Origin of the sequence: Bacillus sp. FSL K6-0972, from assembly GCF_037976035.1 — a bacterium.
Taxonomy (GTDB): Bacteria; Bacillota; Bacilli; order Bacillales; family Bacillaceae; genus Bacillus; species Bacillus haynesii.
Map to the genome: position 1 here is coordinate 2,992,267 of NZ_CP150260.1, position 14,942 is coordinate 3,007,208.

The 14,942-nt window shown below is 47.8% G+C and carries 12 protein-coding genes; 1 reads left to right on the forward strand and 11 read right to left on the reverse strand.

Going from position 1 to position 14,942, the window contains the following annotated elements; translation table 11 throughout:
• Positions 1-15 precede the first annotated feature (15 nt).
• The 7 genes from MKX80_RS15180 to hemA form a co-directional block, all read right to left on the reverse strand.
• Positions 16-1,554: a LysM peptidoglycan-binding domain-containing protein gene (locus MKX80_RS15180; RefSeq protein WP_182070278.1), complete on the reverse strand. Its 1,539-nt coding sequence runs from the start codon at positions 1,552-1,554 to the stop codon at positions 16-18.
• A gap of 148 nt (positions 1,555-1,702) precedes the next feature.
• Positions 1,703-2,998 (reverse strand): glutamate-1-semialdehyde 2,1-aminomutase, encoded by a 1,296-nt coding sequence (hemL, locus tag MKX80_RS15185; protein ID WP_154995861.1) that lies wholly within the window; start codon positions 2,996-2,998, stop codon positions 1,703-1,705.
• Between the two features lie 26 nt (positions 2,999-3,024).
• Positions 3,025-3,999, reverse strand: a complete 975-nt coding sequence (hemB, locus tag MKX80_RS15190) for a porphobilinogen synthase (protein WP_043925386.1) — start codon at positions 3,997-3,999, stop codon at positions 3,025-3,027.
• A gap of 3 nt (positions 4,000-4,002) precedes the next feature.
• Entirely contained in the window at positions 4,003-4,794 is a 792-nt protein-coding gene (locus MKX80_RS15195) for a uroporphyrinogen-III synthase (protein WP_268342952.1), read from the reverse strand.
• The gene (gene hemC, locus MKX80_RS15200) at positions 4,784-5,725 is read right to left on the reverse strand and encodes a hydroxymethylbilane synthase (RefSeq protein ID WP_154995864.1); all 942 of its coding nucleotides are present in this window, start codon (positions 5,723-5,725) and stop codon (positions 4,784-4,786) included. The genes MKX80_RS15195 and hemC overlap by 11 nt, the downstream gene beginning before the upstream one ends.
• Before the next feature lie 39 nt (positions 5,726-5,764).
• Entirely contained in the window at positions 5,765-6,595 is an 831-nt protein-coding gene (locus MKX80_RS15205) for a cytochrome c biogenesis protein (protein WP_154995865.1), read from the reverse strand.
• Between the two features lie 5 nt (positions 6,596-6,600).
• On the reverse strand, positions 6,601-7,962 hold the full coding sequence (gene hemA, locus MKX80_RS15210) for a glutamyl-tRNA reductase (protein ID WP_182070277.1): 1,362 nt from the start codon (positions 7,960-7,962) through the stop codon (positions 6,601-6,603).
• A gap of 188 nt (positions 7,963-8,150) precedes the next feature.
• Between hemA and MKX80_RS15215 the strand changes: the two genes are divergently transcribed.
• Positions 8,151-8,636: a hypothetical protein gene (locus MKX80_RS15215; protein WP_154995867.1), complete on the forward strand. Its 486-nt coding sequence runs from the start codon at positions 8,151-8,153 to the stop codon at positions 8,634-8,636.
• A 47-nt stretch (positions 8,637-8,683) separates the two neighbouring features.
• On the opposite strand, the gene yihA is transcribed toward MKX80_RS15215, so the two are convergent.
• The 4 genes from yihA to clpX all read right to left on the reverse strand — a co-directional run bounded on the left by yihA (position 8,684) and on the right by clpX (position 14,924).
• Positions 8,684-9,271, reverse strand: coding sequence for a ribosome biogenesis GTP-binding protein YihA/YsxC (gene yihA, locus MKX80_RS15220; protein ID WP_182070276.1), 588 nt, complete (start codon positions 9,269-9,271; stop codon positions 8,684-8,686).
• A complete protein-coding gene (gene lon / locus MKX80_RS15225; RefSeq protein WP_154995869.1) occupies positions 9,268-11,592 on the reverse strand; it encodes an endopeptidase La in 2,325 nt (774 codons plus the stop codon). Before lon ends, yihA begins: the two co-directional genes overlap by 4 nt.
• A 229-nt stretch (positions 11,593-11,821) precedes the next feature.
• Positions 11,822-13,477: an ATP-dependent protease LonB gene (lonB, locus tag MKX80_RS15230; RefSeq protein ID WP_043926307.1), complete on the reverse strand. Its 1,656-nt coding sequence runs from the start codon at positions 13,475-13,477 to the stop codon at positions 11,822-11,824.
• Positions 13,478-13,658: 181 nt separating this feature from the next.
• A complete protein-coding gene (gene clpX / locus MKX80_RS15235) occupies positions 13,659-14,924 on the reverse strand; it encodes an ATP-dependent protease ATP-binding subunit ClpX (RefSeq protein ID WP_154995871.1) in 1,266 nt (421 codons plus the stop codon).
• Positions 14,925-14,942 lie beyond the last annotated feature (18 nt).

Here is a 14,942-nt window from a genome sequence, read left to right on the forward strand (position 1 = left end):
ATTTTTATCAATACATTAGGCATGGCTGTTTTGATAATCCGGTATATAAAGGATCTGTCCCTCTTTTAATTCCTCGTCAAGGGAAAGGGAATTCATCCGGATGAGCTGCTGGACGTTAATATCATAGCGCTCGCACAGAAGATCAATGGTATCATTTTGCTGAACGATGCACATCCTCATTCGAGTAAACTCCTCCTCTCCCTGCTTTGTAAACAGCTTTGTCAAATAGAGAGCATTGTCGTTCTCCTTCGCTGACACTTCCTGTTCATCCGCTGCCGGCATTTCATCTCTTTCTTCTTCGGGCTCCGTCTGCTCATGAAACGAATATTCCGGGATTTCAATCGTATGCCCGGCTTCCTCTTCTTCATCAATCGCTTCTTTTTCCTGTGTCACTTCAACCTCAAACGCCTCAGGCTCCCTGTCATTCTGATCTTCCTCCAGAAGAGGCGGAACACCGTAGAACGGGGTTTCTTTCGGTTTCTCATGAGGTTGATAAGTCCTTTGGAGCGGCTCCGGCTCTTCTTCCGCTTCCCTTTTCAGCTCATATTCTTCTTCTTTCGCTTCTTCTCTTTTCAGCTCATATTCCTCTTCTTTCGCTTCTTCTCTTTTCAGCTCATATTCTTCTTCTTTCGCTTCTTCTCTTTTCAGCTCATATTCTTCTTCTTTCGCTTTTTCTCTTTTCAGCTCATATTCTTCTTCTTTCGCTTCTTCCCTTTTCAGCTCATATTCTTCTTCTTTCGCTTCTTCCCTTTTCAGCTCATATTCTTCTTCTCTCGCTTCTTCTCTTTTCAGCTCATATTCTTCTTCTTTCGGCTGTTCAAGAGCGGCTTCTTTTTGACTTTCCGTTTCGCGTTTCGTACGTTCTGCCGCCGACAAAGACGCTGTAAAAAACGGCTTCGCTTCCTCTGTGTCGTCTCCGAGAAACGACTGGTAAATCGGTACCGTTTCCTCATCGGTATCATTTTCTTCTGCCTCTTCATACGGCTGTTCTTCGTCCTGCTCTTCATAAGCTCTGTCAAGCTGGATTAAAAATTCCTTCTCTTCATCCTGTTCTGATCTGAAGGCAGGCTCGAACTCCTCTTCCGGCTGGACGGCCGCAGGCATAGTACGCGGTTCTTCTTTACCCGCTTCACCGCTCACATTCAAGAGGCCTTCAATCGCCAAATCAGCTTGAATCGTCAGCATCCTCGCATCTGTCAGCTGATAATCGAAAGCATCAATAAAAACAAATACGTCGTTTAAATGATTGACCTTGTCTTTCGGGATGGTAATATCCACTGGGAAACAATGCGTCAGCTCTGCGCTGCCGTCCCCTTTCAGCTTTACATCTTCCACAAATCGGCTTGTCGCAGGCAGCTCTGCATACTCCCGGGTTTGATCTATGTTGTATTCGCCTGTCAGCTCTAATGACCCTCGTATGGATACATAATCATTTACTTCCTGAACGGTAATGTCAGGATCCAATGAAATCGATAATAATTCGGATACTTCCTGTCCTTTTTGAAAACAGATTGACTCTTCTACAGAAAATTGCAAACGATTGTTTTGCGGCAAACTGATATCCTCCCTTCACCTAATTTTTAAAATTAGATGTCAGTAAAGATGTATGAGAAAAGCAGGCAGAATATGAACAGAAAAATCAGCAGCCATTTCCGGCACCATGCAAAAAAGAGCCGCCGGCAATGTCCGGCAGCCCTTTTCTTTATCTGGAGCGGCTGATTCTTTCGAATACGCGTTCAGCAGCTTTAATCGTATGCTCAATGTCGTCATCCGTATGAGCGGTTGACAAGAACAGCCCTTCAAACTGTGAAGGCGGCAGGAACACGCCTTCATCGGCCATTCCTTTATAATATTCGGCAAACAGTCCGAGGTCAGACTGTTTCGCTGTATCATAATTAATGACCGGTTCATTTGTGAAGAAAAAGCCGATCATAGACCCCGCTCGGTTAAATGTACACGGAATGCCATTTTTCTCTGCAGCTTCAGAAATCCCTTTTTCCAAGCGGTCTGCTTTGCGGGAGAACTCCCGGTACGATTCAGGAGTCAGCTGTTTCAATGTTTCGAGTCCGGCTGTCATGGCAAGCGGGTTTCCGGACAGCGTGCCGGCCTGATAGATCGGACCGCTCGGCGCGATTTTCTCCATGATTTCCGCCTTTCCTCCATAAGCGCCGACAGGAAGACCGCCGCCGATCACTTTTCCGAGGCACGTCAAATCAGGTGTCACTCCGAAATAGCCTTGCGCACAGTTGTAATCCACCCTGAACCCTGTCATTACTTCATCAAAAATCAGCAGAGCGCCATGCGTCTCAGTCAGCTCACGAAGTCCTTCGAGGAACCCTTTAACCGGCGGTACGACACCCATATTGCCCGCGACAGGTTCAACGATGACGCCGGCAATGTCGTCTCCGAATTCTTGAAAGACAAACTTCATGCTTTCCAGATCATTGTAAGGAACGGTAATCGTGTTTTTTGCAATGCTTTCCGGAACTCCGGGGCTGTCAGGGAGGCCGAGCGTCGCTACTCCCGAGCCCGCTTTAATCAGCAGGGAATCACCGTGTCCATGGTAGCAGCCTTCAAATTTCACGATTTTGTTTCGGCCTGTGTATCCGCGCGCCAGCCGCAGGGCACTCATCGTCGCCTCCGTGCCGGAGCTCACCATCCGGACGATTTCCATGGAAGGAACGCGGTCGATGACAAGCTCGGCAAGCTCGGTTTCCAGTTCTGTCGGCGCACCGAAGCTTGTCCCGTATTCTGCCGTTTTTTGAATCTCTTTCACCACTTTTTCATTGCTGTGTCCTAAAATAAGCGGTCCCCATGACAAGACATAATCGATGTACTCGTTTCCGTCAATATCATAGATCTTTGATCCTTTTCCCCGCTCCATAAAAATCGGGTCCATGTTCACTGATTTAAAGGCTCTGACCGGGCTGTTCACCCCGCCCGGCATGACTCGTTGCGCCTCTTCGAATGCCGCTTTAGACTTCTCATAGCTCCGCATCCTCTAAAACCCCCCAGTTCAAATTCTTATTCCGAAATCCATTTTGCCGCGTCTTTTGCAAAGTACGTAATGATCAAATCGGCGCCCGCCCGCTTCATGCTTGTCAGCATTTCGAGAACAAGAGCTTTTTCTTCAATCCAGCCGTTTTGGGCGGCGGCTTTGACCATTGCATACTCCCCGCTCACATTGTATCCGACAACAGGCAGGTTAAATTCGTTTTTCACTTCTCTGACGATATCAAGATATGAAAGCGTCGGCTTGACGATCAGGAAATCGGCGCCTTCTTCCACATCGGATTTTGCTTCCCGGAGAGCCTCCCTGCGGTTGGCATAATCCATTTGGTACGTCTTGCGGTCCCCGAACTGCGGACTGCTTCCCGCAGCATCGCGGAACGGGCCGTAAAACGCGCTCGCATATTTTACAGCGTACGACATGATCGGCACATGTGTAAATCCTTCCTGATCAAGCGCCTCCCTGATGGCGGCAACGAAACCGTCCATCATGTTTGACGGCGCAATAATGTCAGCGCCTGCACGAGCTTGGCTGACAGCGGTTTTTGCCAAAAGAACGAGCGATTCGTCATTTAAAATTTCACCGTTTTCAACCAGGCCGCAGTGACCGTGGTCCGTGTACTCGCATAGACATGTATCTGCGATAACGACAAGCTCAGGAAAGTCCTGTTTAATTTGTGCAATCGCTTTTTGAACGATGCCGTGGTCGTGATAGGCTCCGCTTCCCACATCATCTTTGTGCTCAGGCACGCCGAAGACGATCACAGATTGAATGCCGAGGCTTGTGACTTCCTCCATCTCCTCTTTCAGCCGGTCCAAAGACAGCTGGTACACGCCCGGCATGGACGGAACTTCGCTTTTGACGTTCTCTTCCTCGGTAACAAATATCGGATAAATAAAGTCAGATGCTCTTAACTCGGTTTCCCTTACCAATTTCCGCATACCTGCTGTCGTCCGCAGGCGGCGGTGTCTTTGAAATGATGCTTCCATTTGTCATTCTCCCTTTCTTGAAATGCGGCACATTTCGCCCAGCATTCCGTCGATTGTATAGACGTCCGGCATATAGGAAGGAATTCCGTAGTCCGACAGCGCCTTCTTTGTCAAAGGCCCGATCGTAATAAAAGCCGTACGGTTCTTTTCGGCCCACGTTCTGCTCTCCTCTTTCAGAATGGACATGAATATATGTACCGTCGAGGAACTGGTAAACGTCACAAAATCAAAAGACGAGTGCTTTGCCGCTTCCTTCAGCTCCAGAATTCCGCTTTCATCACGCACGGTTTCATACAAAATCCATTCTGAAACTTGAATTCCGAGGGGAGAGAGGGTTTTCTTGATGACGTCCCGGGATAAATTCCCTTTTAAAACGGCCACTTTGTCATGACGGCCGGCATTTTGCTTGAGTGCCTCCGCCAAATGTTCAGCCACGTATAACTCCGGCATCAGATCGACAGAAAGACCCCTGTCGCGCAAATACCGTGCTGTTTTTTCACCGACTGCAGCAACCTTCGCCTTTGATGCGAGAGGAACGCTGAACCCGGCGTCCTTTAAATAAGAAAAAAAGAATTTTGCCCCGTTTACGCTTGTAAAAACAAGCCAGTCCGCGCTTTCAAGATCCGCCCGAAAGCGCCGGGCATGTTCTGGCGGAAGGGCGGGCCGAAACGAAATCAATGACGTTAAAACAGCTTCTCCGCCCAAAGCCTCCACCTTTTCCCTAAAGGATTGGGCTTGCGCTTTATTGCGGGTGACGAGCACTTTCTTTCCCTGTAAAGGAAGATCATGCTTCATTGTCTTCCAGCTCCTGTTTCACCCGGTCAATCAGTGCCTTTGCTCCTTTTTCCGACATGACCGCGGCGCATTCTCTGCCGACAGCCTCCGGATCTTTTCCTTTTATTGTTTCTCTGTATACGGTTTTTCCGTCAGGCGATGCCACAAGACCGGTCAGTTCGATGACGCCGTCTACGTCCATCGTTGCAAATCCCGCGATTGGCACTTGGCAGCCACCTTCCATCGCATGAAGAAAAGCGCGCTCAGCCGTGACGGTCAGCTGTGTGTAGCGGTCGTTCAGGCGCGAAAAGAGGGACAGCAGCTCCTCATCCGAGCCTCTGCACTCGATCGCCAAAGCGCCTTGCCCAACGGCGGGAAGGCAGCTCTGCGGATCAAGAAATTCAGTGACGACATCGTCCTTCCAGCCCATTCTTGACAGGCCGGCCGCCGCTAAAATAATCGCATCGTAATCTTCGGTCTCAAGTTTTTTCAGCCTTGTATCGATATTTCCCCTGATCCACTTGATCTCTAGGTCGGGGCGCATTTGCAAAAGCTGCGCGCTCCTTCTGAGGCTGCTCGTTCCGACAACCGCGCCTTGTTTCAGGTCCGCCAGCTTTTGACGGCCTTTTGAAATGAGAACGTCCCTGGCGTCTTCCCGTTTTGGAATGCAGCCGACCATCAGCCCTTCGGGAAGCGCCGACGGCATGTCCTTCATGCTGTGGACAGCCATATCAATTTCCCCGGAAAGCATCGCCTGTTCGATTTCTTTGACGAACAGACCTTTCCCGCCGACCTTTGACAGCGTAACATCCAATATCCGGTCGCCTTTTGTAACGATTTCCTTTATTTCAAACGTGAAATCCGGATTTAATTCCTCCAGCTTTTTGATCACCCATTTTGTCTGGGTCATCGCCAATTTGCTTCTTCTTGAGCCTACAATGATGTTTCTCATGTTTTCTTCCTCCCAATCCGTCACGGGCAACCGTTTTAACTAACTAAACCAATGAAATTGCGAAAAGCTGCCGAGCAAAAAGAAATTGATTAAAAGAACAAGAAAAGACGCGGCATTCCACATGGCCGCAATCCTTCCCTGCAGCTCTTTGACAATCCTGATAAACAAATAGTATCCGTATAAAAAAAGCAGCACGATCGATCCGAGCACTTTTGGATCGGCCCAATACAGGGTTTCAAGCGATACATACGACCAGATAATCCCCAGAATCAGGCTCAGCAGAAGCATAGGAACGCCGATGAGATTGAGGACATAAGCCATATGATCAAGTTTTGACAAATCTTCGATTCTTAAGAGCCATTTCCCCCACTTTTTCTTTTTCAATAAACGGTATTGAAAAAGATACAGAACGGAAAAGACAAAGGACAATGAAAATGCTCCATACGAAAGAATCGCCATTGTAATGTGGATGATCAAGAGCTCGGAAACGAGCCTGCCCGAAAGCTCCGCCGACTGCTGGGCCGTCGGAGTAAACGTGTGGATCGCCGCCATTGAAAAGCCGATGAGATTGGTGAAAAAAACGAGAAATTCCACTTTCAAAAGCTTCGTCAAAACGAGAGACAGCGTGACGAGCACCCACGCGTAAAAATAAAGCCCCTGCGCATTATTCAAAACAGGAAACTGATCTGTGTACTGCATGAAATAAAAAAGGTATACCGTCTGGAGAATCCAGACAATAGAAAGCAACCAGAAGGCCGTTTTGCCCGCCTTCCGGTTGTGCTGTAAAAAGTCTATAAAATAAAAGAGAACGGTGAGCGCGTACAACACGATTGTAACTTCGTTAAGCCTTGCTAACAATGTGTCTGTCATGTCTGTCACTCGCTCGCGATAGAAGTCAAACCCTGCTGGTTTTGCCGCTTAAATGCATGAACCGGCTGACGTTCGTCTTGTTTCTCCCCGTCAGGAAAAGCCGCTTCTTCAATATCAAAAATCTGCGTGAACAGCGCAAGCTTTTCTTCGGCGTCAGCTTCTGACGCAAACTCCTTCACTTTTAAAATCGGGTCGCGCAAAAGCTGGTTGATAATGCTTTTCGTATGCTTATTTAAAAGTTTTTTCTCCCTTGTGCTCAAATGAGGGAGCTTCCGTTCGATGCTCTGCATCGTTTCCGCCTGGATTGTCAAAGCTTTTTCCCTGAGAGCAGAGATGACCGGCACGACGCCGAGCGTATTCAGCCATTGTTTAAAAGCGACAATCTCAGCTTCAATAATCAGCTCCACTTCTTCAGCAACGGCCTGACGCTCCTTCAAATTTTCTTCGACGATCCCTTCAAGATCGTCAATATCGTACAGGAAGACGCCTTCCACTTCGCTGAGAGCCGGGTCAAGGTCCCGCGGCACGGCAATATCCACCATAAAAAGCGGACAGCCTTTGCGAAGCTTATTGACATGTTCGATCATCTCTTTTGTGATGACATAGCCGCTGGCGCCGGTTGAACTGATGAGAATGTCGGCTTCCATCAAAGCGCATTGCAGCTCATTCAAGCTTTTCGCTGCGCCTGAAAAACGGCCGGCAAGCTCTTTCGCTTTTGAAAATGTTCTGTTGATCACCGTAACCTGTCCGATTCCGTGGCCGTGCAAGTTTTGAACCGCAAGCTCACCCATTTTGCCCGCACCGAGAATCAGCACGTGTTTATCGGAAAGGTCGCCGAAGATTTTCCTGGCAAGCTCGACGGCGGCATAGCTGACGGATACAGCATTTGAAGCAATGTCCGTTTCGGCATGGCAGCGTTTCGCGACGGTGACCGCCTGCTTAAACAAATAATTGAAAACGGTACCAATTGTCTTCTCTTCCTGAGCCAGCTTAAAACTTGTACGCACTTGGCCTAAAATCTGCGTTTCTCCAATAACCATCGAATCCAATCCGCACGATACGCGGAACAGGTGTTCAACGGCTCCGTCGTTTTCATAAAACTTCAAGTAAGGCGAAATGTCCTCTTTGCTTAATCCGAACCAGTTCGCCAAAAACATTTTCATATAATAACGTCCGGTGTGCAGCTGATCAACGACTGCATACAGCTCTGTCCGGTTGCATGTCGACACGATGATGTTCTCAAGTATGCTTTTTTCTTCTTTCAATTGCGACATCGCCTGCCCCAGCTCATCCGGCTGAAAGGTTAACTTTTCACGTATATCAACAGGGGCTGATTTGTAATCCAATCCCACGACAAGTATATGCATAACTCTTGCTTGCACCCCCAACATCTATCTAAATTAGAATGATTACAATATAGAATTTATTATTCAAAACGATTATAACATATATTCACTATTTTCTCTTCCCAAAATGTGAACAGATTTTAAAAAATTGATGTGATATAGTAGAAAATGTGTTTCTATTTCTTTCACTACATCAAGAAGGTGATACTTTGAAAAAGAAATCTGTTTTGCTCCCATTGCTGTTGATAGCCGTGGCTGTCTATGCCTTTTTGCGGTCGGGCCAGATCAGCCTGTTTGACGGACAGGAAGAATGGTCTGTACTTGCGGGACTGATCGGACTGGCTCTTTTTTATCAGGGGCAGAAAGAAGCCGATTCCGCCCATTCCTTTGCAGGGCTCTTCATGACAGCGATCGGTGTTTATTTCACATTTAAAGAGGACTATTTCAGCCGCGCGGATGATTTTGCGGTCATCGTGCTGATCTTCGGTGCTGCGCTTCTTGTCAAATCGTTTAAGACAAAAGAATATCAATATGAGAGTCTGCTGATGATCGCCGTCGCCCTCTACCTTTACTTTTTCCGGCAGATTGCCGCCTGGCTGAAGTCGGTGAATATCGAGACGGCATATGTAGAAGCTTATTGGCCGGCTGCTTTTATCGCGGTTAGTCTGCTCTTATTATTCTTAAAAAGAAAATAGTTTATTCAAGAAAAGCACTTGCATCAATCCCGCAAGTGCTTTTTCTTTTATTTCGCGATCATATGCTCGATCGCCGACCATGCTTCTTGTTTACCCTTTTTCGTTTCGGAGGAAAACAATATGAGCTGGTCTTCTTTTTCTATATTAAGCGTTTCTTTAACGACTTTGGCATGCTTTTCCCATTTACCTTTAGGGATTTTATCCGCTTTTGTCGCAATCACGATCACAGGAATTTCATAATGCTTTAAAAAGTCGTACATGATGACATCATCCTGTGAAGGAGCATGCCTGAGATCGACGATTTGGACGACCGCTTTCAGTTCTTCGCGGGATGTCAAATACGTCTCTATCATACGTCCCCAGGCCTCGCGCTCCGTTTTGGAGACTTTTGCAAATCCGTAGCCGGGCACATCGACAAAGTGAAGGACATCGTTAATGATATAAAAGTTTAATGTCTGTGTTTTGCCCGGTTTTGAAGATGTCCTCGCTAAGTTTTTACGGTTGATCATTGTATTGATGAATGACGATTTCCCAACATTGGATCTCCCGGCAAGGGCGATTTCCGGCAGTCCCCCTTCAGGGTACTGCTCGGGTTTCACCGCACTGATGACAATCTCTGATTTCGTTACTTTCATTTCTCTTCTCCTACTAGCGCATGCTTTAGAACTTCGTCCAAGTGAGCGACGGGAATGAAGGTCAAGCCTTCCCGCACGCTGTTTGGAATGTCCTCAATGTCTTTTTCATTATCTTTCGGCATAATGACAGTCTTTAAGCCGGCACGGTGTGCGCCGAGCGCCTTTTCCTTCAAGCCGCCGATCGGAAGAACGCGGCCTCTTAACGTGATTTCGCCGGTCATGCCGACATTTCGTGAAACAGGTCGGCCCGTCAGCGCTGAGACAAGAGCCGTCGCCATTGTGATCCCCGCGGATGGGCCGTCCTTCGGAACGGCTCCTTCCGGCACGTGAATGTGAATATCGTGTTTTTCATGAAAATCAGGGCTGATTTTTAACTCTTCCGCCTTTGAACGGACATAGCTGAATGCGGCCTGCGCCGACTCTCTCATGACGTCGCCGAGTTTTCCGGTCAAAATGAGTTTGCCTTTCCCGGGGGAAAGAGACACTTCAATGGACAGCGTATCTCCGCCGACCGTCGTGTAGGCAAGACCTGTGACAACGCCGATCTGATCGTCGAGCTCAGCCTGTCCGTATCTGAACATTCTTTTTCCTAAATAGTCTTCAAGGTTTTTGTCTGTGACCGTTATTCTTTTTCTTTCCCCTGATACGATCAGCTTCGCCGCTTTTCTGCATATCGCTGCAATTTGGCGCTCAAGGCTTCTGACGCCGGCTTCCCTCGTATAATAGCGAATGACGTCGAGGACAGCCTGCTCCCGTATTTGCAGATTGGATTTTTTCAGACCGTGTTCTTTCAGCTGTTTTGGAAGCAGATGATCTTTGACGATTTCGACCTTTTCCACTTCCGTATAGCCGGCGATCGTGATGATCTCCATACGGTCTCTGAGCGGGCCGGGGATTGTGGCCAGGTTGTTCGCGGTTGCAATAAACAAAACCTTTGATAAGTCAAATGTCTCTTCAATATAATGGTCGCTGAACGTATGGTTTTGTTCAGGATCGAGCACTTCCAGCATCGCTGAAGCAGGATCTCCCCTGAAATCCGAAGCCATTTTGTCAATCTCATCCAAAAGGAACACAGGATTGTTCTTGCCTGCTTTTTTCATCCCCTGAATGATGCGGCCCGGCATAGCGCCTACATAAGTGCGGCGGTGGCCGCGGATTTCAGATTCATCCCTCACGCCGCCAAGGGAAATGCGGACAAATTTGCGCCCGAGCGATTTGGCGATCGATTTGGCCAGCGAGGTTTTTCCAACACCCGGAGGCCCGGCCAAGCATAAGATCGGCCCTTTTAACGAGCGGGTCAGCTTTTGGACTGCCAAATATTCGAGAACCCGCTCTTTCACTTTTTCAAGTCCATGGTGTTCTTCATCAAGGATTTGACTGGCAAGCTTTAAATCAAGCCTGTCTTCTGTCGAATCGTTCCATGGGAGGGAAATAAGCCATTCAATATAATTGCGGATAACAGAGCTTTCAGCTGAGCTGGACGGAATTTTTTCGTACCGGTTCAGCTCTTTAAGCGCGGTTTCTTTCACATTGTCAGGCATTCCGGCCTGCTCGATTTTTTCAGTCAGCTTTTGGACCTCACCCGTTTTTCCTTCTTTATCACCAAGCTCTTTTTGGATGGCTTTCATCTGCTCGCGCAGGTAATATTCCTTTTGCGTTCTTTCCATTGAACGCTTGACGCGCTGCCCGATCTTCTTCTCAATCTCAAGGACTTCTTTTTCGTTGTGAATCAGGTCGATCACTTTGTTCAATCTGGCTTTGACATCGATCGTTTCCAGCACTTCCTGCTTGTCTTTCAGCTTAAGCGGCAGGTGGGAAGCGACGATATCGGCCATTCTTCCCGGCTCTTCAATATCTGTCACAGCGGCAAATGTTTCAGCCGATATTTTTTTTGAAATCTTTATGTATTGATCGAAGTGGTCAAGCAATGTGCGCATGAGTGCTTCATCTTCAACATCTTTTTCAGTCTCTTCATCGATTCGCTCGATTTTTACAGACGTATATTCATCTAAATCGTGGTACTCAAGAATGCGGGCGCGCTGCAGCCCCTCCACCAAAACGCGGATCGTTCCGTTCGGCAGCTTGAGCATCTGCTTGATTTTCGTATAGGTTCCGAATGTAAAAATCTCGTCTTCATCCGGTTCGTCTATGGATATGTCCTTTTGCGTTGCCAAAAAGATCATATGGTCATTCATCATCGCCTGTTCAAGCGCCTGAACCGACTTTTCACGCCCGACGTCAAGGTGCAAAACCATCGTCGGATAGACGAGTAAACCTCTTAAAGGGAGGAGCGGGATGTTTCGTTTCGTTTCATCTGCCATTTTGACTGACACCTCCGTAACTTTAGTATGAACCATTATAATATACTTTTTTTATCCCTGTACAATTGTAAGCCCGGCGAAATAAAAAGGGTCTCCTGTAGTATACCCTTTCTTTCAGTTCTGAAAAAGGAAAAGATGTCCTCCGCTAAGAAAACATGCCGGCACCTGCAGCTCCGGGCTTTCCGAGAAAACCGGCCCGAAAAAAATCCCCATCTGAAACGATGGGGATTTATACGGATTCTCTTTTCATTTGAACGCCGTCAGGCATTTCTGAAGGAGGGTTGACCAATGCGAGATCCAGTACTTCCTGCAAGGTTTTGACGGGAATGATATGTACGCCTTCTATCCGCTTTAAAATTGACTGGACATTTTCGTGCGGAATAATAACCGTTTTTGCCCCCGCATGTTTGGCCGCTTTGATTTTCGGAATCACGCCGCCGATCGGCTTTACCCGGCCGTTCAGGCTGATTTCCCCCGTCATGGCGACAGTATGGTCTATCGGAATCTTATGAATGGCGGAGAATATGCCCGCTGCCATTGCAATGCCTGCAGATGGTCCGTCAACAGGGATACCGCCGGGGAAATTGACGTGAATATCATAATCCGAAGCTTTTACTCCCATTGTCCGCAATACAGTCATGACATTTTCGACCGACCCTTTAGCCATGCTTTTCCGGCGGATCGATTTTGACTGGTTGCCGATATTCTCTTCTTCTGCAATGCCTGTGATATTAATTGATCCTTTATCAGCAGCCTGATTGACTGTGACTTCAATTTCGAGCAGCGAACCGCTGTTAGGTCCGTGGACGGCAAGTCCGTTGACGATGCCGACCTGCGGTTTAGAAGCGATTTTTTGTTCGTATTTCGGTGTCAGCTGGCTCGAATGGATCACCCATTCGATATCTTCAACCGTCACCTCGTCACGCTCTTCAGTCAAAGCCATTCCGGCGGCGATTTGCATCATATTGACGACTTCGCGGCCGTTTCTCGCATACCGCGTCAACAGGTCAAGTCCTTCCTCTGCGACTCGCTTCTGAATCTTATCAGCCGCTTTTTTGGCGACTGTTTTTAATTCGTGCTTTTCAAGGTCGCGGAAGAACACTTCCAGACATCTCGACCGAATGGCAGGCGGGATTTCGTCAGGCATCCTCGTCGTCGCGCCGATCAATCTGAAATCCGCCGGCAGCCCATTTTGAAAAATGTCGTGGATGTGCTTGGGGATTTGCGTGTTTTCTTCACTGTAATAGGCGCTTTCCAAAAACACCTTCCGATCTTCAAGCACCTTCAGCATTTTATTCATTTGAATCGGATGAAGCTCTCCGATTTCGTCGATGAATAATACGCCACCGTGTGCATGTGTGACGGCTCCCTGCTTTGGCTGGGGAATTCCGGCCTGCCCCATCGCTCCGGCACCCTGATAAATCGGATCGTGGACCGAACCGATCAACGGGTCGGCGATCCCCCGCTCGTCGAAGCGGGCCGTTGTCGCGTCAAGCTCGACAAAGACGGAATGTTCCTGGAACGGTGAGCGCTTGTTCTTTTTCGCTTCTTCGAGGACAAGCCTTGCAGCTGCCGTTTTCCCCACACCTGGAGGGCCGTAAATAATGACATGCTGCGGATTCGGTCCGCATAGGGCGGCTTTCAGCGCTTTAATGCCGTCCTCCTGGCCGACGATGTCTTTAAAAGCCGTCGGCCTCACCTTTTCCGATAACGGTTCTGATAAATGGATTGATCTCATTTTCCGGAGCTGTTCCATCTCTTTTTTGGACTCTCTGTCTATCGTAACCTTTTGGGTTCTTTGATTTTTGAGCAAATTCCAAAAATATAATCCGATGATGATCCCGAAAAATAGTTGTACAAAAAGTGCAATGCTCGTCCAGCTCAACTGATGGTCCCTCCTGAAATGGTTTCGTATCTGAGTATGTCAGATAGTATTTCCTGATCAGGGAGGGAATAAACGTAGAGAAAGGGATAATTTTGCTTTTCAAACCGTCAATCTGTTCCGGTATGCCGACGGTTTCCGAATGTAAAAAAAGAACCTCCTTTTGGCCAGGAGGTTCTCTGCATTATGCTGAAGTTTTTTTGTCTTTATTGACGACCGTGCCGTCTTTCATCATGAGACGCGGCGGTTCGCCGTCAGTGACGGTTTTGCCTGTAATCACGCATTTTTCAATATCCTCGCGAGACGGCAGATCAAACATCACGTCAAGCATGATTCCTTCGATAATGGAACGAAGTCCGCGTGCTCCTGTTTTACGTTCAATTGCTTTTTTAGCGATCTCTGTGAGCGCTTCGTCTTCAAATACAAGCTCCACATCATCCAGCTCAAGCATTTTTCTATATTGTTTAACAAGTGCGTTTTTCGGTTTTGTTAAAATTTCAACCAGCGCTTTTTCATCGAGCGGTTCAAGGCTTGCGATGATCGGCAGACGGCCGATGAATTCAGGGATCAGCCCGAAGCGAAGCAAGTCTTCCGGAAGCACCTTGGAAAGAAGCGCTTCTTTTTCAAGGTCTTCATGCTTGTTGTCAGAGCCGAAGCCTATGACCTTCTGGCCGAGACGGCGCTTGATGATCTGCTCGATTCCGTCAAAAGCTCCTCCGCAAATGAACAGGATGTTGGTTGTGTCAATTTGGATGAACTCTTGATGAGGATGCTTTCTTCCGCCTTGTGGAGGAACGCTTGCAACCGTACCTTCAAGAATTTTAAGCAAAGCCTGCTGAACGCCTTCGCCTGATACATCGCGTGTAATCGAAGGGTTCTCGGACTTTCTGGCCACTTTATCGATTTCATCGATGTAGATAATGCCTTTTTCCGCTTTTTCAACATCGTAGTCAGCAGCCTGGATGAGCTTAAGCAAAATGTTCTCCACATCTTCACCGACATAGCCTGCTTCAGTAAGCGAAGTGGCATCCGCAATGGCGAACGGCACATTCAGGATGCGGGCAAGCGTTTGAGCAAGAAGCGTTTTTCCGCTTCCGGTCGGTCCGATCATGGAAATATTACTTTTTGACAGCTCGACGTCATCGACTTTGCTGTTTGAATTGATCCGCTTGTAATGATTGTAGACAGCCACGGCAAGGGATTTTTTTGCCTGGTCCTGGCCGATGACGTATTCATCAAGAATCTCGCGGATTTCCTTTGGCTTCGGAACATCTTTGAACTCCACTTCTTCTTCAGAGCCGAGTTCCTCTTCTACAATTTCAGTGCAAAGTTCGATGCACTCGTCACATATATATACGCCTGGTCCGGCGACAAGCTTGCGTACCTGATCTTGTGTTTTACCGCAAAACGAGCATTTCAATTGTCCTTTTTCCTCGTTGAATTTAAACATTCTTTCACCCCTTATATC